Source organism: Acinetobacter sp. ANC 5054 (assembly GCF_002135295.1).
Classification (GTDB): Bacteria; Pseudomonadota; Gammaproteobacteria; order Pseudomonadales; family Moraxellaceae; genus Acinetobacter.
Genome location: NZ_NEGG01000002.1, coordinates 1 through 17,262 on the forward strand (window position 1 = coordinate 1; position 17,262 = coordinate 17,262).

Below are 17,262 nucleotides of genomic sequence, written 5' to 3' on the forward strand. Positions count from 1 at the left end.
CCGCCGTATTGGCGGTTATGAAATTTATGAATTGCTTTAGGTAGTGGTGAGGATCCGAATCGGAATGATGGCAATCCCCTGATCATCGAGCATGTTTTCAACTGCTTCAAAAACTTCGATTGTGCCTTCGATCCAGCAATGTTCGACCAATCCACCTAAGGTTTGGTATTCACACACCTCTGGATGATCTGGTGCAACGGCTAGGCGAACCTGATCAATCATCTGATTTAACTGAACAGACGGCGGAATAGTGGAATCTGGTTCATAAATGTAGATATACACTTCTGCTTCAAGTTCAACCTTAGCATCCAGGCCTTTTACTGGTACTTCAGTTTGATTGCCTTGCGTCACGAATAAAGCAGGACGGTCATCAGGTGCAACGTGATTGAAGTGCTTTAAGCGCCGACTGGTGGTTTTAATCCCCTCGATGCCTGACAAGCGATTAAACAATGCCTGGTAAATGGCTTCACTATTCACTGCTCAATCCCCTTTCAATTGCAGCATCAATATTCTTCGGCACGATCTTCGCCACTTCATCCAATGAATCACGCATAAAACGGCGCTCTTCCATATCCACTTTACGTGAATGGGCTTTGATCATGATTTGACGTGGTGTGATCGGCTGACCAAAGACTTTCTTGATCATCCGAAGATGCGCCTTAATGGCCATCGCACCTTTAAGCCCAAATTCATGAGCAAAGGCATACGGTACCAAAGCACCACCTGCACCGACTGTACCCTCGATCCAGTCCTTATCCTCTTCCACCTTAGATGAAACGGATCCTCTTAAACGCCCAGACTGCACATTCAAACGCTGACCTGTCAGCATGTCTTCTTGAATGGTGCGCTGAAGTTTAAGTGTGAGTGCATTTACCGTGCGCCGTATTTCAGCACGTACACGTTCATTGACCTCGTTAAAATCAACATCAGCATCAACACGGTAATCACTCATACATCACCTACTTTGCAGCAGCAGTTTCCTTTTTAGGTTCTGCTTTGGTTTCAGGTACCGCACGTGTAAAACCATGTGGTGCCAAGATGTGCGCAATGTCAGCATCTGACTCGATCACACCTTTTTCAACCTTGTATGTGGTGCCTGCAATTTCGAGCGCAGTCGCTTTGAAATTTTCAGGCGCTTGATACTTAAATGACATGCCTTGCTCCTAAACAACGAAAGCACCAACGCCCAAACGATTGGGATTGGTACCATCATTGCCAACTGGAATTGAATTTTTTAATGCCAAGTAACGCTGGCCATAAATGCTTTGGTTATAAAACGCATCGGTACCCGAACGTGAAAAGCTCACGCTCTGACCTGCAATGGTCATACTCGACGCATCTGAAAAGCTGTTACCTGACTTTGATTTGAGTGCAACCTTGAGAATATGTGCTGCATATAGACCCACAGCACGTTCTTTCAGATCACCAAATTCAAGTGACTTCACAACGAGATCCGCTTCTTCTAATGCGTCTGCAATTTCTGCATCCGATAGATTCATCAGCGCCGTGTCGTACTTAAACTTCAACTTAAAAGCTTGTGGGTCCATAGCTCACCTTATTCAGTCACTTGAGCAAGTTTTTCTTGCAACTGCTCAAGGGTTTCATCTTCAGCAAAGGTGATTTCAAGATCAGTCAGTGCCTTACGCACATCATCAATTGTGAGCTCAGCAGGTTTGGATTCATCCTTGCCTTTGCCATCGTCAGTTTTACCTGATTGAGCACCTTTACCACGACCTGAAGCAGGTTTTGAATCACCAACTTCTGCAATTTCTTGAATGCTTAGCTCACCAGCATCAATCAAATGCTTAGCAAATTTATTCTTTTGCAAAGCTTTGTGGTGATTGGCTTCAACTACTACGGCGATACCTTTAGGTAAAGTCACCAGGCCTGCAAAAACAAAAGCGGCATTAGAGCCGCTGTATGTGTATGAATATTTAGCCATATTGTTTTTATCCTTATGCATGGTCAAGGTAGCGAAGCGAATCAACACGCTTCAACCAAACGCCTTGGTATTTATAGTGGCCTGGCACAAGTACATCCAGGCCTTTAGGTTGCGCCGTCAAGAACTCAACGCTGTTTCCTTTGAATTGGATACATGATGGATCACGGCGATAGATGATTGAACGGTCAGCATTTGCAGTACCTTTGCCATTACCACGACCAGAACCACGGATGGTTAATGGCTTGCCCTGAGTTGTGAAGATGTTATTTTCTTCAATGTACTTTAGGAATGTTTTACCGCCTGAATCTGGCACGACACGTGTCGATAGATGCGTATATTGTGCTGATGCCATGAGATAGGTATCAGGCTCAATAGATGCATCACTATCAAACAAGTCTGAAGAATCGGCCAATGAGCTATTGAAGTCAGATAACACCTCTTCAATAGTCGCCGTAGCCCAATCATGCTGACCTGTCACAATGGTTACGCCTGTTTGGTTCAAGAAGCCGTTCACTTGCTCAAGCTGTCCACTGGCATTGGCTTTGCTATAGCCATACCAGGCCACATTAGACATGTGCTTTTCAGCCGCTAAATTTGCGGCCTGGACTTTGTCAGTATCAAGCTGAACATTCATTTTCTGCGCAGTGGCTAATTCAACAATTGAATACTGATAGCCAATTACACCAATTTTTACTGGCAGGCTTACAGTGTCGTATTCCACTTCTGCAAGCGGGATATCATCACCAGTACCCGCATAGTCTTCACCTAAGCCCACGCCTTTTTTACGAGACAGAATTTCGCCGCCACCATAAACAGCCTGGACGTCAGTCACAGGAATGTACTTGGCATAATCAAGAACCTGTGCAAGTTGTGGGGTGATTTCATTCTGCTCTTCAATCTTGACGAAGAGCTGTGCTAATGCATCCATATTGAAAGCATCACCGACCTGGTACTGAATCGCGCTTGCTACAGGCGTTAAACGCGCTTTCATTTTTGCTAATTTGCTCATGTGTTATTAAGCTCCACGAAGATTAAGAAGGGCTAGGCCATCGACACCAGTCACGGATTCCCATGCTGCACCAGGTAATTCGGTGCCATCTGCCGATGCTGAGGAAAGTGAACCTAACGGCGCTGCAGTCGTACCATTGGCAGTTTTCACATAAACCTTGGCAGTGATGTCTGTGACAGGTGCTGTAGGTTTGACCCAAATCGCACCTTCAAACATGACTGGCAACATATCAGCCGCTTTATAGGCTTCTTTACCAGCCGCCGTTTTGCCTGTTTTGCCTACGCCGTGGCGTACCACGACACCAAAACGTGTCGGTGTAGCGCCTGCCACAGCCGTTACAGATTTGCCATCAGTCGTGCGGACAACCACATTACCTTCATTGACTAGAGTTAGACCTGAAAGCGGTAATGACAGTACGACTTCTTTACTGGTCAAGCGGCCACGCTGACCGACAACCGCATTTAATTGCTGAACCATGATTCAAGTTCCCCTTAAATTGTTTTGTATGCCGCAGACTTGTCAAAACCTGTCTTTTCATTCGGGTCTTGATTGTTGTTTTGCTGCTGTTGCTGTTGATGTAGTGCATCACCGACTGCATTGCCTGGTGTGGTTGATTTCAGTGCTGACAACGCACGGAATACCGTGTCGACCTGATCAGGCTTAGCGTCACCCACGGCGATACCACCCAATACAGCAGTCACTAACGCATCACCTGCTTTGGCTGCAATCACATCACGTTTGATTTGTTCACATGAACAACCTTCTGTTTTAAGGCCTGGTACCAATGCAATCGCGTCCGCTACAACTGACGCACGCTCAGCCACGACCTGATCAAGCTTTTCAGGCGTGATTTGGTTTTTCTCAAGATCACCCACTTTTTGTTTAAGTTCTGAATTTTCAGTCTGCAAGGTATTAACCACTGCTTGCACAGCTGGTAATTCATCACCGATAGCAAATTGCTTGTCACCAACATTAAGTTTTGCTGATTTCAAGTTTTCGATCTGGTCTTGCTGGATTTTTAAGGCATCCGCTAAAGGCTTGTTATCGCCAATGTCAAAACGAATACCGTTTACAACTACTTCCATTGTTTTTCCCTCTGTTGGGTTTGGGTTTTGGTCACCGATGCGACAATCACCGCCACAGCGACCGTATTTCACCAGCGCAACGTGATTGCCTATAAAATTGATAAATTTGGCTTGATACGGTGTACCATCTGGCGCAACACCAGACTCAAGTACTAAATCAGCCGCATAACCGAGCGACATTTCAATGCGCTCATTTTTTTGAATTGAATTGATACTGTTCTGATCTTTAATGATCAGATCACCAAGCATGAACTCACCCTCTTGGCGTACGTTCTCGCAGTCGCCAATGTGGTATTCCTTCCAATTGGAAGCATTGATTTCATTTTTGGGTGGGTGATAGTCCGTAGCATCTACGCCGTCGAATCCTTTCATCACATCCGGTTTAAACAGGTCTTCAGCTGCCACATAGACATTGATGACCTGATCTGCTGAATAGCCTTCCAAGTTTGGAAATTCAAATGCGTAGTACTGGCGTACCTGAGGCGCTTTGGCCAAGCGCACGTTGACGCATTTCAGATACCCTTCTTGAGTAAATGAGCGTGTACTTTCGCTTGGTGCAAAGTCACCAATTTTGAGTTGGTAAATGAGTTTCATAAATTATGACCAATAAAAAAACCCACCGTATGGTGGGTTTTAGTTGTAAACCGATGAGTTAAAAGTATAAATTATTCACCTTTTAAATCATTTACCGAGGCAAAGACTTGCATATCAACATTTTCTGTAGCAATAAGTTTTAAAGCTAATTTAGATAACTCGTCATTAGGTAAACTTGGTTGAACTGCAAGCTTATCTTGTTCAAAAACATGAATTGTTTCTGCATACGTACCATCTTCAGAAACATATAGCTGTATATCATCAGCAGGTGTCTTAATATGAATATATTTATCAACACCAATGTTTATTTTTGGTTTTTCAATTAAAAGCTCATAACCCTCTGGAAGATTTTCCTTCAAGGCGTCCAAAACATGTTGATCATGATTTGGTTTAATCACAGCACTACGATATGAATGAATGTGTTCTTCTGTCATTAGTTTTTCTCAAGTGGTTGATGTTGAATTAATATAGTGCTGTTGGAATTATTTTTTTCAAGCTTAATCCACTAAAATATCCTCATAATTCGGCACCGCCGTGCATCGACATTTAATCTTTTGACCAGGATGACCACCCTTTGGCGGTGAATCCCATCGAAAGGTTTTACCATGATGGCTTCGGCATAACGGACGTACACGATCATCGTTGGAATCTTGCCAATCGTATGTTTCCACACCCATGGATTCCTGACGTTTCTTATTGATAGCGCCGTTGATCTTGCCCATCTGATCACGTGCAATGAGTCGTGCACGTATATCCGTACTATGACCCAGCTTTTTAATTTCCTGAGCCAATTCCTCGTTGGTCTGCCCTGTTTGCAAGGCAAACAACACCAATGCTTCTAGCTTGTCGGTGTACTGACTTGGAATGGACTTAATCAAAGAGACGTTTGCAGCAATCTGAGTATCAATCTCATCCTGAATGTCAGCACCACGGAAGAACGGCGTAAGGTCCACACTAAGAATGGTCTTGGTATGACTTGCAATCTGCTTATCCACTTCCTTGCTGGTATCCATCACCACCTTAGTGGCCAATGATACCGACACTTCCATGGTGTACTTGACCATCTTTTCACGTAACGCCGTGAATAGATCCGTCACCCAGCTATCACCCATGTTCTGGCCAACGGTAGGTAAAACGAAATCCTTGGTTTGTTCCTGGCAATACTTGGAGATTTCCAAAAGCTGACGTGTGTAGAACAACTCAACACGGCGATTGACCTTAACTGCCTTGGGCTTAGCCTTGCGACCTTTCTTGCGTTTCTTGATCTGCTGAAGCTGAGGCTTAAGGATCTGTATGATCGTCGTCATTGGCTGTCACCATGGTTTCCAGCAATTTGATGTGATCTTCACTAATCACAGAGTAAACGCCGTCGATATTAAGCTGACGTGCGATCTGTGGTTCAGTGATGATGCCCATATCGAGATACTTTTCATCACGTTCAGCATTGGCTTTTTCCACCTCTGAACGGACTTTTGCATCCAGCTGCCAGAGTGGATTGAATACTATATCCAGGCCTGGTATCTGTCCTCCAAATGTGGATTGACAGATCACTGCGAGGAACTTCATCAAGATCGGCTTGACGTGCCATTCTTGTTTAGTGGCGATCGTATCGTAATAGTTCCGTGTGTCATATTCACCCGTGGCATTCATACCTGCAGGAGACTGCATAAACAGCATCGTATAAGGAATCTCTGCAGCGCCCGCCGTCTGGACTGAGAATTCACGCATCATGTCAGGCAAGCCTGCGAAGTTATACGTCTTAGAGCTGTATTCTTCCTCAGCATCAAGGACTAGCATACCATTAAGGCTTTTCATTAAACCCACGGACATGAAGCGCTCCATGACGCCTTTCATATCCTCTTTGATCTTATCGACCAAGTTAGGCGTTTGAATGACGTCAATCTTCGACTCATGGATCAGGCTGGCAGAACCACGCTTCACACTAGCGTGATCAAGTAGATCCTCATAGACTTCTTGCAAGATGCTTTGGGGCTCTTCATTCACAACATCGGCATGAGCAATACGAATTAAGCGAGTATGGTGAATGCGCTTTTTCGTCTCATTCCCCATTTTCATGTCGTAAAATTCAGGCTGTTTCAACAGTCCACAACAAGCTGAAGGTGGTAAATACGAGTATTTATCTGGCTTGATATATTTCTTCTTGATGACCGTAAAGAACTCCAAACGACCTTGACCAAGTTTTGATATATCCAAAGGCTGATCTAGTGCACCACCGTCTGCCGTTCCAAGCAGAATATACACAACGCCGTATAGGCGAGAAAGGATTAAGCCTGATAAAAGCACATGCTCTAAGTGAAACGCCTTACACGCTTCCTCAAGCCGTTTTAAAACATCACCCTGAATACCTTCATAGAACCAACCTGCACGAAGCATGTCTGATGCAGGACGATTGACAATACGGCGTGCAAGCCAATTCTGATACACAGCTTCAAGCTGTTCATCATCAATGTCTTTACGGACGAACTTGCCACCTGTGGCTTTGTCACGCTCGGTACCAATATTGGATACCAAGTTTGTATATGCACCTGCATCACCAATGGCGTTGATTGCCTGTTTTACTGCATCTGCTACAAGCGTCTTAATTTTACCGCCTGTATCAGACTTTTTATCTTTAGCCATAAATACCTCTAATCAAATACAGTCGGCTTTTTCGCAAGTGAATCGTTAATCGCATCGATGGTCGGGTCCCACTGGTCATCATGCTCATGTGACATGCTGGCAGTCAGCCCTTCGATCTCTTCCACATAGTTCAATAGCCACGGCGCGCTCACAGGCAACATGACACGACCATCTTCAACGTAGAACACAACGTCCATGGTACGAGTCAGTTTGTCCGTATCACGCTGGATTGCCTTAATCGGTAATGTGGTTTCACGCGAAATATTTTGGATCAGCATCGTGCCTGATGCCTTGTCCTCGATAGCCATGTATCGAAGCTTGCCGATCTTAGTATTGCTTTCCTTGTGCTTATTGATGAAAGCCTTAGCTTCCTTAATCAACTCTGGTGCTTCCCATTTGCCACGGCGCACATCGATGATGTAAAGGCGGTTGTCATGCCCCAGACCTGCACATAAAAATACCGAGTAGTCGTTATGCTCTTTGGTTTTTTGTGCCGTATCTACCCATATCGCACGCCACTTAAGGACTGGCAATTCATGATAGCGATCAAACCATTCGGCCTTAACAAGATCACCACCGAGCTTTTTAGGTTCCTGCTGGTACTGACTGCTGAACGTATAACGCGATACCGTAGCACCATCTTTATCTTTACCACCTCTCTCCAGTTGCAGTAAAGATTGAAGCAACTCTTTAAGCGGCCAATAACTTTGACGACCCTTTTCATCACGTTCCACATCACGTGGCACCTTGCGGCGTATATGCTCAGGCAGCGCATTGATATATTCATCATCAATCAATGCTGGAATAGATATCTGATGCCACTGGCCTGGCACGTTACCAGTCATCACAAAATTAGTTGGATCCTCAACGTGTAAACGTTGCATGATCAAAATAATTGGTGTCGATGACTTAGCCTTACGTGAGTTGACCGTGTTCAGAATCTTACGATTCGCCTTGTTACGCGCCATCTTACTGAATGCATCTTCAGGCTTGAGCGGATCGTCTAGGATAATTGCACCGGTAAAGCCAGCATCTGCCAAAGTACCTGCACGGCGACCTGTAACCTGACCACCCATCGAAGCGGAATAAACATGCCCCGCTTCATAACCATCCACAGTCGTTTTCCAACTTGCCTTAGCATCGGTACTGGTCGAAATCTTCACAGGCCATAAGCCCTGAAAATCATCCGATTTCACGATGTTTCGTGCTGTGGATGAAACATCCTCTACAAGTGATTGTGAAAACGACAAATACAAGAACCGTGAACGCTGGTTTCGTGCAATTCCCCGTGCAATCAGATTGGTCAGTAATTCAGTCTTACCTGAACCCGGTGGAACGTTAATGACTAAGTTCTCAATGCGACCAGCAATGACTTCATCAATCGCCCAGGCCACATACTCATGATGCCAGTTGATCGAGAACTTAAAGCCCATACGAGGCTTAAAGAAAGCTCGTGTGAAAAATAAATGCTCATCCTGACATTTGATGCGCTTTGCTCTGATTTTTACAGGATCAATATTCGTTTTCGAGTTCATCTATTGCCTGCCTTACTTGCTCATCAGTAGCAGTCACATAGGTAACATTTTCACTTTGTAGTGGCCCACCATCTTTACCGGTGATTTCTATTTTCTTCTCGTAATAACCTTTAACAATCTTTTGAATCTGATCGGAAAGCTTGATTGCATCGCGGGTATTATTTTGCTTCTTGATAAATAGAGAGCTCAAGACTTTTAACTGCACAATATCGTTTGCACCCTCAATATTGCAGATGGGTTGCTCGATATATTTTTTTCGTGCCTCATTAAACATATCAACAAATTCTTGCGATAAATCTGCACCTGCCACTTTAGTTGGGTCGTAGCATTCGACCTGCTGCCTTGATACTTCTACTTTAAAATTTTCCTTGACGGCATCTACTACCTGAGATGGTTCCATAAACTGTGCAAGTGACCGCACGATAAAGGCTTTTTCTAATTTTTTAAGTCTTGCCATAAGTCACAATCCGTCAAGGTACGTCAAGGAAGGTGGGCAAAAAAATTTTGAAGCTAACCGATTACACAGTTCCCACAACAAGCTGCAATGCTTGTCTCCGATACGAATGGAGCATTTTTAGTAATATCCAATAATCGTTGCACTGAGCTATCAATTCCGTGCTGACGTATTTCACCAAAGAAAACTTCAACATCATGACCTGCTAAGTAGTGCTTCGGTAAGCCTGTCATATCGCTATAAATGATTTCCCCATCTTCATCGCGCTCTACACCGATGTGATAAAGCTCATGTTCAATCAAACGGCAGAATTCACGATCAGAAGTTTGCTCACAAAATGCAGCATCAATAGTGATTAAGTACTGAGGCACAAAGCCAAACCAGTCCCGCATCTGTTGTTCTTGCCGTGCTTTCTTCCATCCGCCCTGGTTAAACATCACTTTTTCACATTGACCAAGTACCATGCGCTTTTTAGCCATAGCCGCAGATGATGCCCATGCAAATGCTAGAAACTCTTCATTGTCGTGAATTAGCTCGGCAATATGGTCATGGTCTGGGTTGTGTAGTTGACCACCCATAGTTAGATAATTATCTTTCACCCAGGCCTTTAAATCTGGAGCTGGCGCTAGACGTATAGCGTCTTCTTCCTCAGCCTGATCTATAAGTTCAGTCGGTGGGAATGGTCTAAAGTATTCCACAAGTTTAGCTCCTGTTATTGAGCGGGACTTAATCCTGCTCTAGCTTCGATGATGATTTTTTGGATTTCTTCACGACGTTGTTTTTTCTTTTCTTGGTAGATCCATATTGTAGAAATAAAGACACTTATAATTAAGCCACCAATCAATAATTGCATTCTAGTAAAGGTCACTTTTATTGCTCTTTTAATGTCATTTTCACCTAACTTAAGCATTTCAATATTAAAACTTAATGGCAATTAATGACAAAAACCCGTCAATTAATGACGGGTCATTTAAAGAGAAATTAGATTTAAATAATGTTGATATTACTAGCTTGCTTTCCTTTTTTTCCATTTATGATTTCAAACTCTACTCTTTGGCCTTCACGTAAAACCTTAAAACCGTCAATTTTAACCTCACTATAATGTGCAAAAAGATCCTCTCCTGCATCACTAAGAATGAACCCATAGCCTTTTGCTTCGTTGAACCATTTGACGGTGCCAGTAGTTAAATTAGTCATTACTTATCCTTAGATGTTTTAAATATTAATGATGAATACGCTTGTTTAATCTGATTAATAATCAAGCTATACCAATATAAACAATCAATCTAAAACATCCTGATACATATGTTATTCGTGTGTTGAAAATTGGATTTTAAAAGTAACCTACCAAGAGCAAAATCGTTGTTTAGTTCAATAAATTATGCCGAAATACTAAACAGTTCAAATTAATTATTCTGCATTAAATATAAGGTTTCAGCATAAAAAGCCCCACATATTCATGTGAGGCTTCACCCAATTCATTTGCGCTGATATGAGCCAGCGTATTATAGGGCTATTTAATCAAATATACATTTAAAATATATCTTTAAAGCATATTGATATTAACTATCGATTCACCTGCGTGTATGCCCATTTTAAAAATCTATCTTTATCATCAAAGTTTGGGACATTGACTAAGTGTATGAAATTTACTGCACCAAATTTACCCGCAATCTTTTTAGGATCGACGATTTCAAAATCATCGTCATTACCTAAATTCAGTTCTTTAAAAAACTCAAGAACCTTATTATGCAAACCTTGATGTGAATGTTCAGTTCGCTCTATTAGAAAATCATAAATCTGGCTTAAAACATGTAATTCAAAATTTTTATTCATAACTTTCTTCTCATAATTGTTAAGGTTGAAATCCCAAACTAACGGATATTATGAGAAAGTTAAAGTAATCAAACATCCTGAAACAATAAGCTTTGAAATATATAATTTAAAATAATTAATCTTTTTTTAAATCTTTTAACCAGGCCTTTGCACGTCCCATTTTGATATCAGCTAATTCAAACCTGTGAAATCGATACCCCATTTCCTCAGCATGATCGTAACGATCCACACTCCAAGCTTTCGTTGCAAGTTTGCCTTTACGACCACCAGACCATGGACCAGTTGCGATTTCAATTAACATGCGATGTTCAATCAGGTGCAAGTCAAAACGCCAATGTTTCGTGCTTTTGAAATGAAAGTATTCTTCATATTTCATTTCCATGCGGTCTAATATTTCTTTTAACCGCTCGAATGCTTCTAAGTATTTTTCACTGGCTTTAGGTAGTGGCCTGGAGCGTGGTTTCTTCTTGAGAGGTATCTTTTTAGTTAGGGTTTTATAGGCATCAAGTTCCATACTTCACCCATTAAAAAAACCTCCCGAAGGAGGTTTTTGTTGTATGTTAAATCTAATGTTATGAGCTAGCACTTATCATTTCTTGCAGAGATTGCCTTAATTCGGGTATAGAAAAAGCCTCAATATATGGCATCTTCAAAATTCTTTTATTCTTATTCAAAATTCCTAGTCCAATTTTTCTAAGATTCGGTTTTGTATGTAGGAAAATCTCAAAACAGTACCCCTCCATTACAAAAAGAATTTCAATAAAATCACCATCAATCACACTGAAGGACAGAGTTGTAATAAAACTTAGATCCATATTCTTAAATTCTGGAATAGCAGTAATAAGTTTTGAAATTCTGACTGTGAAACTTTGTTGCTTTGGTAGTGAATTTTTATAAACGCATTCGTTAAAATGGTCTGTTATAAGATTGTTAATGCCTAAAGCTTTAAGATATCTAAATTTTTCATGGTCAGACTCAATAGCTCTCCAAAGTATCGAAATAACAAAGTTGATAATTCTTTTCTGGTCCACTCCCACAATTTGAATATATTCATTTTTAAATTGAAGCTTTGTACTTTTTGAATTACCTCTTAATGCTTCTAGTGAATATTTCTCATACCTTGCACTCAGAATTTGCTCACATTCTCCACAGAGCATATGTGCTGCCCATTGATCTTGAGTATTTACAACTATTCCTTTAGCTCTATCAAGTATTTTCCCATAGGGTTGACCCTTTAGGGCATTTTTGAATACTGATCTCGGAATCACATGAGATTTTTTTAGGACTTTATCTTCATTACATAACTTACAAACGTTTAATTTCATTTTAAATATTTACTTTTTTATATATTAGTCCGCTATGTTAGATTATTCCCTAATTATATGCAGCTACATAATCTTAACCAACCACTTTGAACTACATATACAAAGCTTCGCGTAAATTCTTAATCCGCTCTTATTAGTCGAACCATTACGTTATCAATTGCAATCAGCTCACTATGTCTTAAACCTATACGACTCAAGTTCTGATACTTTGACAGCTCAGCACTGCAAACTTCTAAGTCTTTTTTCACTTGCACCTTGTCTGTCATAGCTCAATCTTCTTTTTAGATGCTACATATATGCCTTCGTTAAACGCGATTGGCTTACCTTCAACAATGTCTTTTTTAAACCATTTAAAGCACAACCCATACCCAAATAAGAACGACATTACACCTATAACGATACAACCCATACCTACCACCAAATAAGAAAAGAAAAAGCCCCATCAAATAACAAGGCTTTTGTGTACCGTAATACGTTCTGCAAAATGGAGTTATTTAACTTTCTTCAAACAACTACGACAAACTTTTATCTCATCACCATCGATCGTGTGGTCAATCTCCGTCGCACCATGCAATCCAAATAAACACATCAGAACTTGGAACATTGTTTCCCCCTATATAAAAAAAAGCCTACTTTCAGGGAAGTAGGCTTGAAGGATTACCCGTTAGGGTGACAGAAACTACAGCGGTTTCTATTGATTATTTTCCAATCTGTTACATAACTTTACACTGGCAAAATATTACAATATTAATGAATACATAGATTTTAATTTATTGATTTTACGACCCAATTTATAAATTTTACTTTATCAAAAAATTCTGGAGCCGCATCAGCATATATCTTTTTTTCACCCCCATTAAACACACCAAAGTAAGTAAATGGTTTGTAAGCAATGAACCTATCTTTGGTTGATTCGTGAAGCTCTTCAAAGAAGATATACATTTGCATGTATTTACTTTTAGATTTAATGCTTGGCTTCATGCATACAAAATTATAGATTTGCTCAATCATCAAATGAGAATTCTTATCTGGCATTTTTATCTAAAACCATACTAAATTAGTCAACTATATATAACACTTCTTTTATCAAAATAACTCTTTATTTTATATAATTTTTTCTTAAGGCATTTATAATTTTTTTTATTAATAACTCATTCTTTACCAATAGGTAACCACTGATAATTTTTTAACATTATTAAAGGTAATTTTAAATTTTTGGCAAAAAAATACCCGCCTAGGAAAGTCGGGTATATCAACTATTAAATTTCATTAAAAAGCCTAATCAGCAGACTAGGCTAGGCTATTAGCTTGCATATTGAACTAAATAGGATCAGTGAATTACTATAACTTCGTCCACTATAGCAGAAATATGCCATATACCTTGTACAAGGTCAAGCAGCATTTTTCGTCGAAATCTATCTAAAGTCGTTACTTTATTTTTATAGTTTCTGCTATTTGAGCAGCACTAAGGCCAGATCCAAAAAAAACAAAAATCAAAACACCAATCGTTAAAATTATGATGCATGTATATTCAAGAGCGAGCCTTCTATCTGCTTTCCAAATATCACTTACCATTAGTTTATCTGTGGCTTTATCCAAATTTGGAAGTTTGGATTTCAGGTAAAGTTGGTATGATCCAATAAATTCCTTGTAAGTACTAATTATCCAAAATGCAAATAAGACCCATAAGAAAAAAGTAAAGGAATAAAACACTACTGTTTTGAATTCCACTGGGAGTTTTGTTGCCCTATATAAAACTAACAATGAAATACCCCCATATATAATTTGGGTAAGTACTGTTGTCATAAACTTATTAAATGCTTCTCGGCCTTCATTCAAAATAAACATAATTCACCATAATATTTATAAATTTCAGAATGTTAAAGTTGTTATGTTTGCAAACATGTTGAATAAGATATCGATAGTTTTTTTGACATGCAAGGATGTAAATCGTTGTTTATTAATAATTTTAATACAAATAACCAACTGATAAATTACAATTTTTTTGCTCTAATACATATTAGTAGCGCCAATTTTTCGAATTTGGCGCTTTTTTTGTTTACAAATCTAGGTCATTTTTTTCAATTTTTTTAAGTACCTTGCGATAACCCAATAAACCCATACCGCACATGCAATGCCGCCAAACCACACTTAACATCCATGCGCGCATCCATCTGTGTACGTTCTTCATTTGCCATGACTGCCCATGAATTACCATAAAAATAGCGATCAATAATTGCTTCTAGCCATTCATCCAACACTTCTGACTGCCCTTGCATATCCAAGATTAAGCGCTGTACGGCCCGAGCTTCATTATCATCTATCTGGCAAGTGATCTTAGTGTGAGACAACTGAGGCTTAGTTTCTGAGAGAAAATGAGCTGCTATGATCTCCTTCTTTTGCTCTTCCGTGAGTTTCTTGATTTTCTGTTTCACTACGGCCTGATCCATAGCCACTGCAATAGGATTGACGCTCTTCCCACATGTCCCAGATACGGTATTCATCCAAGCCCCAAACTGATAAAGCCATCCCTCTAAATCAAAACGTGTCCAATCAACTGCCTGAATAATTGTTACCGCTGCCGTCATTTAAAATCCCCTACCATCTTCTCAATCTGCTGTATTGCTAAACCTGACTTCACTTGCTCTGTACTAAACCGTATTACTTGATAACCCAACATGGTTGCCGCGTTATATTTCTCCATATCCCCTAAATAACCCTTACCCCTTGTATGCCGACCGTTACTCCAGATCCCACCTTCAATCTCAACCAAAATCTTTTTATCAATTAAATGAAAATCAGCTCTCCATTTACGGCTCGGGTGAAACTTAAATTCCTGTTCGAAATCTATCTTTAATGCTTTAAGCTCCAGCGCAAATTTCGCGTCAAACTCATTGGGTACCTTTTGACTTTTAACCTTAGGTCTTTTGGTACCTCGTTTAGGTTTGGCATCACCGATCATTTTTTTGTATTCAGCAATTGAGTAGCTGGTCACTACTTCACTCCAAATAACTGTCTAGCTTTCTCGGTTGCAACGTATGTCCAGATAGACTCTTTTTCGACATATCCAAGCTGAAGCAGATCTGTTAAATATCCACGAATTAACGGTGCGCTTTTATCTGTCTCAGCAGTCTGTATATCAGCGATACTTACTGCTTGATTAGCATGAGCCACATATCTCAACACACCTAGTCTGACCTCAAACTGTTCAGCCGTTTTAGGTACGTTGATATGAAGCTTGAGCATTCGGTCATCCACAGAATCTTTTTTAGTATTCATGCCGTCTCCCCTGCGATCGTTCCTGTGAAGCCCACCTGCTTGAGGTATTTCTCCCATTTTTTGGCTTGTGCTGGATCTTCGAGTTTGACAGCAATTTTGGCAGCCAGTTTTTCGTAGCTGTCACCGGGTTCGCTGTACTTGCTGGAGAACTCACTGTGATGAGCTAGTTTCTGTGCAAATGCAGCAATCTGTTTTTCAGTGAGGTGCTGCTGTTTTGAATCTCCCGCTTTGGCTTGTAGGCCAGCTGCAGGTTTTGAATACTTGGTTCGGTAAGCGTGAATCAGCCAATCTGCAAAATGGAAATTCATCAGTGCATCACAGAGATTCTTGTCAGCGTTGTAAATTTCAAATGCGCGTTTTTCCCGATCTCCCCAGCTTGCCGTCATGAGATATTCAAAATCCAAATCGGGATCTGCCAGATAAATTTCTTCACGAAGTTTTTTAAAGCAAAGCCAGTCTTTTTTATTTTTAGATTCTTCTGGTAGGTTCTTTGGTAGATTCCGTGTCCCAACGTTGGGACCCTTTGACGGAATTGTTGGTACCCTTTCATGGAATTGTTGGAACTGTTCCTTTGTTGGTACTGTTCCATTGTTGGTACCCTTTAAATCGGTATTTTCATCCTTAAAGGGTTCCATCTTTGGGCCTCTTTCACGGCCTTTAACACCCACTAATTGATAGACTTTGACTTGCTTGGTTCTACCTTTACGCTCACCTGTATCTTCTATTAATCCATCTTCAATCAGCTCATCGATGATCTTAAGAACTGTTTTGCGGTCCATTGCTGTGTCATCGACCAATCTAGACATGCTTGGGTATGCGCAATGATCTTCACCAGCGCGGTCGGCCAGTGAGAGCAATACAAGTTTTTTAAGCGGTTTTAGAGCGCCGCCTTTCTTGGTGGGCATTTCAATTTCCCAAGCCCATTTACTGGCATCTAAACTCATTGACCTTCACCTTGGTTAATCCATATAAAACGACCAAACATCAAAATCATGTTGGCTCTTAATAGACTCGAGATAATTTCACCGGCATACCAGGCCGAGATCCGATGTTCATTGGTGAGCATCTCGATAAACTCATCCCGTGTGACTGCAGCATTGGCTTCGTCACGGTTAATCTTGCGTAAGTTGGCCTTACGGATATCCAATAATCCATTGAGCGTGCGTAGCGCTGGGTCATACCAACTCTGAACGCCTTGCAGATGTTTATGCTCAGGCTGCTTTTTAATTGCCTTGTTGGTGATCATGGAACCTCCGCCAATGCTTGTTCAGCCGCAGTCAATCGACGCTTAGCCAAGACCTCTGCAACAGTTGCCTGTCGCACTAGATGGCTCAGTGCAAAGTTGTGATTTCCATCCAGTAAAACGCCACCACTTTGTACTTTGTGTACGGTCATTAGGTGGTCTGGTTTATTTGAATCTGTGAAGACCACGACATCCCCAGTTAGGAACTCGGCACTTTCATTAGTGCGTATGCCTTTGTTTTGTGGTACATTTAATTCGTTCATTAATTTCCCCTCTAAAGAAGTTTGTGAATACAAAAGCCTGATTTCCGAGATCAGGCT

The 17,262-nt window shown here is 40.9% G+C and carries 28 protein-coding genes; all 28 read right to left on the bottom strand.

The annotated features are described in order from the left end of the window. Positions 1-36 precede the first annotated feature (36 nt). The 28 genes from B9T33_RS02245 to B9T33_RS02375 all read right to left on the bottom strand — a co-directional run bounded on the left by B9T33_RS02245 (position 37) and on the right by B9T33_RS02375 (position 17,205). Complete coding sequence (locus B9T33_RS02245; RefSeq protein ID WP_086177339.1) at positions 37-477, bottom strand: hypothetical protein; 441 nt, start codon at positions 475-477, stop codon at positions 37-39. Further along, positions 470-952 carry a hypothetical protein gene (locus tag B9T33_RS02250; protein ID WP_086177340.1) on the bottom strand — a complete coding sequence of 161 codons (483 nt, stop codon included), beginning with the start codon at positions 950-952 and terminating at the stop codon, positions 470-472. Before B9T33_RS02250 ends, B9T33_RS02245 begins: the two co-directional genes overlap by 8 nt. Positions 953-959: 7 nt before the next feature. After that, positions 960-1,154: a hypothetical protein gene (locus B9T33_RS02255; protein WP_086177341.1), complete on the bottom strand. Its 195-nt coding sequence runs from the start codon at positions 1,152-1,154 to the stop codon at positions 960-962. Between the two features lie 9 nt (positions 1,155-1,163). Then, complete coding sequence (locus B9T33_RS02260) at positions 1,164-1,547, bottom strand: DUF4054 domain-containing protein (protein ID WP_086177342.1); 384 nt, start codon at positions 1,545-1,547, stop codon at positions 1,164-1,166. 8 nt (positions 1,548-1,555) lie between these two features. Continuing rightward, positions 1,556-1,942: a hypothetical protein gene (locus B9T33_RS02265; RefSeq protein ID WP_086177343.1), complete on the bottom strand. Its 387-nt coding sequence runs from the start codon at positions 1,940-1,942 to the stop codon at positions 1,556-1,558. A 13-nt stretch (positions 1,943-1,955) separates the two neighbouring features. Beyond that, the gene (locus B9T33_RS02270; protein ID WP_086177344.1) at positions 1,956-2,951 is read right to left on the bottom strand and encodes a DUF2184 domain-containing protein; all 996 of its coding nucleotides are present in this window, start codon (positions 2,949-2,951) and stop codon (positions 1,956-1,958) included. A 6-nt stretch (positions 2,952-2,957) separates the two neighbouring features. Next, positions 2,958-3,428: a hypothetical protein gene (locus B9T33_RS02275; protein WP_086177345.1), complete on the bottom strand. Its 471-nt coding sequence runs from the start codon at positions 3,426-3,428 to the stop codon at positions 2,958-2,960. A 14-nt stretch (positions 3,429-3,442) separates the two neighbouring features. Then, complete coding sequence (locus B9T33_RS02280) at positions 3,443-4,630, bottom strand: DUF2213 domain-containing protein (RefSeq protein ID WP_086177346.1); 1,188 nt, start codon at positions 4,628-4,630, stop codon at positions 3,443-3,445. A gap of 71 nt (positions 4,631-4,701) precedes the next feature. Beyond that, positions 4,702-5,064 (bottom strand): hypothetical protein, encoded by a 363-nt coding sequence (locus tag B9T33_RS02285; protein ID WP_086177347.1) that lies wholly within the window; start codon positions 5,062-5,064, stop codon positions 4,702-4,704. Positions 5,065-5,127: 63 nt separating this feature from the next. Continuing rightward, on the bottom strand, positions 5,128-5,937 hold the full coding sequence (locus tag B9T33_RS02290) for a phage minor head protein (protein ID WP_086177348.1): 810 nt from the start codon (positions 5,935-5,937) through the stop codon (positions 5,128-5,130). Beyond that, positions 5,912-7,270, bottom strand: a complete 1,359-nt coding sequence (locus tag B9T33_RS02295) for a DUF1073 domain-containing protein (RefSeq protein ID WP_086177349.1) — start codon at positions 7,268-7,270, stop codon at positions 5,912-5,914. The genes B9T33_RS02290 and B9T33_RS02295 overlap by 26 nt, the downstream gene beginning before the upstream one ends. A gap of 8 nt (positions 7,271-7,278) precedes the next feature. Next, a complete protein-coding gene (gene terL, locus B9T33_RS02300) occupies positions 7,279-8,805 on the bottom strand; it encodes a phage terminase large subunit (protein WP_086177350.1) in 1,527 nt (508 codons plus the stop codon). Next, a complete protein-coding gene (locus B9T33_RS02305) occupies positions 8,783-9,262 on the bottom strand; it encodes a DUF2280 domain-containing protein (protein ID WP_086177351.1) in 480 nt (159 codons plus the stop codon). Before B9T33_RS02305 ends, terL begins: the two co-directional genes overlap by 23 nt. A gap of 53 nt (positions 9,263-9,315) precedes the next feature. After that, on the bottom strand, positions 9,316-9,957 hold the full coding sequence (locus B9T33_RS02310) for a putative metallopeptidase (RefSeq protein WP_086177352.1): 642 nt from the start codon (positions 9,955-9,957) through the stop codon (positions 9,316-9,318). A gap of 14 nt (positions 9,958-9,971) precedes the next feature. After that, positions 9,972-10,127, bottom strand: a complete 156-nt coding sequence (locus B9T33_RS16435; protein WP_171263555.1) for a hypothetical protein — start codon at positions 10,125-10,127, stop codon at positions 9,972-9,974. A gap of 119 nt (positions 10,128-10,246) precedes the next feature. Beyond that, entirely contained in the window at positions 10,247-10,456 is a 210-nt protein-coding gene (locus B9T33_RS02320; protein ID WP_086177354.1) for a cold-shock protein, read from the bottom strand. A 369-nt stretch (positions 10,457-10,825) separates the two neighbouring features. After that, entirely contained in the window at positions 10,826-11,095 is a 270-nt protein-coding gene (locus B9T33_RS02325; protein ID WP_086177355.1) for a hypothetical protein, read from the bottom strand. Positions 11,096-11,210: 115 nt separating this feature from the next. Continuing rightward, entirely contained in the window at positions 11,211-11,609 is a 399-nt protein-coding gene (locus tag B9T33_RS02330) for a hypothetical protein (RefSeq protein WP_086177356.1), read from the bottom strand. 58 nt (positions 11,610-11,667) lie between these two features. Next, entirely contained in the window at positions 11,668-12,420 is a 753-nt protein-coding gene (locus B9T33_RS02335) for a hypothetical protein (RefSeq protein ID WP_086177357.1), read from the bottom strand. Between the two features lie 119 nt (positions 12,421-12,539). After that, the gene (locus B9T33_RS16440; protein WP_171263556.1) at positions 12,540-12,686 is read right to left on the bottom strand and encodes a hypothetical protein; all 147 of its coding nucleotides are present in this window, start codon (positions 12,684-12,686) and stop codon (positions 12,540-12,542) included. Positions 12,687-13,185: 499 nt separating this feature from the next. Then, a complete protein-coding gene (locus tag B9T33_RS02340; RefSeq protein ID WP_086177358.1) occupies positions 13,186-13,455 on the bottom strand; it encodes a hypothetical protein in 270 nt (89 codons plus the stop codon). 393 nt (positions 13,456-13,848) lie between these two features. After that, positions 13,849-14,268 carry a hypothetical protein gene (locus tag B9T33_RS02345; protein ID WP_086177359.1) on the bottom strand — a complete coding sequence of 140 codons (420 nt, stop codon included), beginning with the start codon at positions 14,266-14,268 and terminating at the stop codon, positions 13,849-13,851. 242 nt (positions 14,269-14,510) lie between these two features. Beyond that, complete coding sequence (locus tag B9T33_RS02350; RefSeq protein ID WP_086177360.1) at positions 14,511-15,008, bottom strand: hypothetical protein; 498 nt, start codon at positions 15,006-15,008, stop codon at positions 14,511-14,513. Then, positions 15,005-15,415 (bottom strand): DUF559 domain-containing protein, encoded by a 411-nt coding sequence (locus tag B9T33_RS02355; protein ID WP_086177361.1) that lies wholly within the window; start codon positions 15,413-15,415, stop codon positions 15,005-15,007. The genes B9T33_RS02350 and B9T33_RS02355 overlap by 4 nt, the downstream gene beginning before the upstream one ends. Beyond that, complete coding sequence (locus B9T33_RS02360; protein WP_086177362.1) at positions 15,415-15,699, bottom strand: helix-turn-helix domain-containing protein; 285 nt, start codon at positions 15,697-15,699, stop codon at positions 15,415-15,417. The genes B9T33_RS02355 and B9T33_RS02360 overlap by 1 nt, the downstream gene beginning before the upstream one ends. Next, on the bottom strand, positions 15,696-16,643 hold the full coding sequence (locus B9T33_RS02365) for a helix-turn-helix domain-containing protein (protein WP_086177363.1): 948 nt from the start codon (positions 16,641-16,643) through the stop codon (positions 15,696-15,698). Before B9T33_RS02365 ends, B9T33_RS02360 begins: the two co-directional genes overlap by 4 nt. Then, complete coding sequence (locus tag B9T33_RS02370) at positions 16,640-16,945, bottom strand: hypothetical protein (RefSeq protein ID WP_086177364.1); 306 nt, start codon at positions 16,943-16,945, stop codon at positions 16,640-16,642. Before B9T33_RS02370 ends, B9T33_RS02365 begins: the two co-directional genes overlap by 4 nt. Then, a complete protein-coding gene (locus B9T33_RS02375) occupies positions 16,942-17,205 on the bottom strand; it encodes a hypothetical protein (RefSeq protein WP_086177365.1) in 264 nt (87 codons plus the stop codon). The genes B9T33_RS02370 and B9T33_RS02375 overlap by 4 nt, the downstream gene beginning before the upstream one ends. Positions 17,206-17,262: the final 57 nt, after the last annotated feature.

Bases quoted from the DNA above. Each gene is read 5' to 3' on its own strand.
- B9T33_RS02250 (WP_086177340.1), bottom strand. From the start codon at position 952: ATGAGTGATTACCGTGTTGATGCTGATGTTGATTTTAACGAGGTCAAT.
- B9T33_RS02255 (WP_086177341.1), bottom strand. From the start codon at position 1,154: ATGTCATTTAAGTATCAAGCGCCTGAAAATTTCAAAGCGACTGCGCTC.
- B9T33_RS02260 (WP_086177342.1), bottom strand. From the start codon at position 1,547: ATGGACCCACAAGCTTTTAAGTTGAAGTTTAAGTACGACACGGCGCTG.
- B9T33_RS02265 (WP_086177343.1), bottom strand. From the start codon at position 1,942: ATGGCTAAATATTCATACACATACAGCGGCTCTAATGCCGCTTTTGTT.
- B9T33_RS02270 (WP_086177344.1), bottom strand. From the start codon at position 2,951: ATGAGCAAATTAGCAAAAATGAAAGCGCGTTTAACGCCTGTAGCAAGC.
- B9T33_RS02275 (WP_086177345.1), bottom strand. From the start codon at position 3,428: ATGGTTCAGCAATTAAATGCGGTTGTCGGTCAGCGTGGCCGCTTGACC.
- B9T33_RS02280 (WP_086177346.1), bottom strand. From the start codon at position 4,630: ATGAAACTCATTTACCAACTCAAAATTGGTGACTTTGCACCAAGCGAA.
- B9T33_RS02285 (WP_086177347.1), bottom strand. From the start codon at position 5,064: ATGACAGAAGAACACATTCATTCATATCGTAGTGCTGTGATTAAACCA.
- B9T33_RS02290 (WP_086177348.1), bottom strand. From the start codon at position 5,937: ATGACGACGATCATACAGATCCTTAAGCCTCAGCTTCAGCAGATCAAG.
- B9T33_RS02295 (WP_086177349.1), bottom strand. From the start codon at position 7,270: ATGGCTAAAGATAAAAAGTCTGATACAGGCGGTAAAATTAAGACGCTT.
- terL (WP_086177350.1), bottom strand. From the start codon at position 8,805: ATGAACTCGAAAACGAATATTGATCCTGTAAAAATCAGAGCAAAGCGC.
- B9T33_RS02305 (WP_086177351.1), bottom strand. From the start codon at position 9,262: ATGGCAAGACTTAAAAAATTAGAAAAAGCCTTTATCGTGCGGTCACTT.
- B9T33_RS02320 (WP_086177354.1), bottom strand. From the start codon at position 10,456: ATGACTAATTTAACTACTGGCACCGTCAAATGGTTCAACGAAGCAAAA.
- B9T33_RS02325 (WP_086177355.1), bottom strand. From the start codon at position 11,095: ATGAATAAAAATTTTGAATTACATGTTTTAAGCCAGATTTATGATTTT.
- B9T33_RS02330 (WP_086177356.1), bottom strand. From the start codon at position 11,609: ATGGAACTTGATGCCTATAAAACCCTAACTAAAAAGATACCTCTCAAG.
- B9T33_RS02335 (WP_086177357.1), bottom strand. From the start codon at position 12,420: ATGAAATTAAACGTTTGTAAGTTATGTAATGAAGATAAAGTCCTAAAA.
- B9T33_RS16440 (WP_171263556.1), bottom strand. From the start codon at position 12,686: ATGACAGACAAGGTGCAAGTGAAAAAAGACTTAGAAGTTTGCAGTGCT.
- B9T33_RS02340 (WP_086177358.1), bottom strand. From the start codon at position 13,455: ATGCCAGATAAGAATTCTCATTTGATGATTGAGCAAATCTATAATTTT.
- B9T33_RS02345 (WP_086177359.1), bottom strand. From the start codon at position 14,268: ATGTTTATTTTGAATGAAGGCCGAGAAGCATTTAATAAGTTTATGACA.
- B9T33_RS02350 (WP_086177360.1), bottom strand. From the start codon at position 15,008: ATGACGGCAGCGGTAACAATTATTCAGGCAGTTGATTGGACACGTTTT.
- B9T33_RS02360 (WP_086177362.1), bottom strand. From the start codon at position 15,699: ATGAATACTAAAAAAGATTCTGTGGATGACCGAATGCTCAAGCTTCAT.
- B9T33_RS02365 (WP_086177363.1), bottom strand. From the start codon at position 16,643: ATGAGTTTAGATGCCAGTAAATGGGCTTGGGAAATTGAAATGCCCACC.
- B9T33_RS02370 (WP_086177364.1), bottom strand. From the start codon at position 16,945: ATGATCACCAACAAGGCAATTAAAAAGCAGCCTGAGCATAAACATCTG.
- B9T33_RS02375 (WP_086177365.1), bottom strand. From the start codon at position 17,205: ATGAACGAATTAAATGTACCACAAAACAAAGGCATACGCACTAATGAA.